The sequence below is a fragment of the Domibacillus indicus genome (assembly GCF_023715895.1).
Taxonomy (GTDB): domain Bacteria; phylum Bacillota; class Bacilli; order Bacillales; family Domibacillaceae; genus Domibacillus; species Domibacillus indicus_A.
Genome location: NZ_JAMBOO010000061.1, coordinates 1 through 951 on the forward strand (window position 1 = coordinate 1; position 951 = coordinate 951).

1 protein-coding gene is annotated in these 951 nt (G+C 46.8%); it reads left to right on the forward strand.

Annotated elements, in window-relative coordinates; translation table 11 throughout:
- Nucleotides 1-104: 104 nt before the first annotated feature.
- A partial coding sequence (locus M3221_RS25410) for an IS256 family transposase (protein WP_251274815.1) occupies nt 105-951 on the forward strand: 847 nt, incomplete at its 3' end.

Consider the following 951-nt stretch of genomic DNA (forward strand, 5'->3'; position numbering starts at 1 on the left):
GAGAGCGTAAAATATTTTGTGTAAATGAGTAAATAGAAAAAGGAAGACCTTTTCTTGTAGAATTGAATCACCACAACACAATTCACAGAAAAGAGGTCTTCCCTATGAACCAGTTTACAACAGATATCGTCGACGCTCTAGTAAAAAAACAAGATATTACTGAAGTATTTCGTTTACACCTTGAAAAAGCGGTTAATTCACTGCTTGCAGCCGAATTAACGGCGTTTTTAGATTACGAGAAATACGACCGGATTGGCTTTAACTCGGGCAATTCCCGCAATGGTGCCTATTCCCGTACGCTGCACACCGAATATGGGGATCTCCAGCTAACGATCCCGCGTGACCGCAACGGAGAATTTAAACAACAGACCATCGCACCTTACCGGCGCTCCAATGACACACTCGAATCGTTTGTCATTCACTTGTTTCAAAAAGGTGTCACGATGACTGAAATCTCCGATTTGATTGAGAAGATGTATGGCCACCACTACACACCGCAGACAGTCTCCAACATGGCCAAAGCGATGACGGGGCAGATTGAAGCTTTTATCCGCCGTCCCCTTAGTGCCCGATATGTCTGTGTATATCTAGATGCCACCTACATTGCCGTTAAGCGTGAAACGGTTTCGAAAGAAGCCGTCTACCTGGCGGTCGGTATCCGGGAAGACGGGTCAAAAGAAGTCCTTGCCTACACAATCGCTCCCACAGAGTCGGCATTTGTCTGGAAAGAGCTGCTTCTTGATATCAAGGAAAGAGGCGCAGGCGAAGTTCTTTTGTTTATTTCTGATGGCCTGAAAGGCATCACGGACAGTATCTTCCATGTCTATCCCCATGCTCAGTATCAGACATGTCTTGTCCATCTTGCCCGCACCATTGCCCATAAAGTCCGTGTTTCAGACCGGGCTGAAATCTGCGGGGACTTCAAAGCCGTCTATCGCGCTGAGAGTGCCG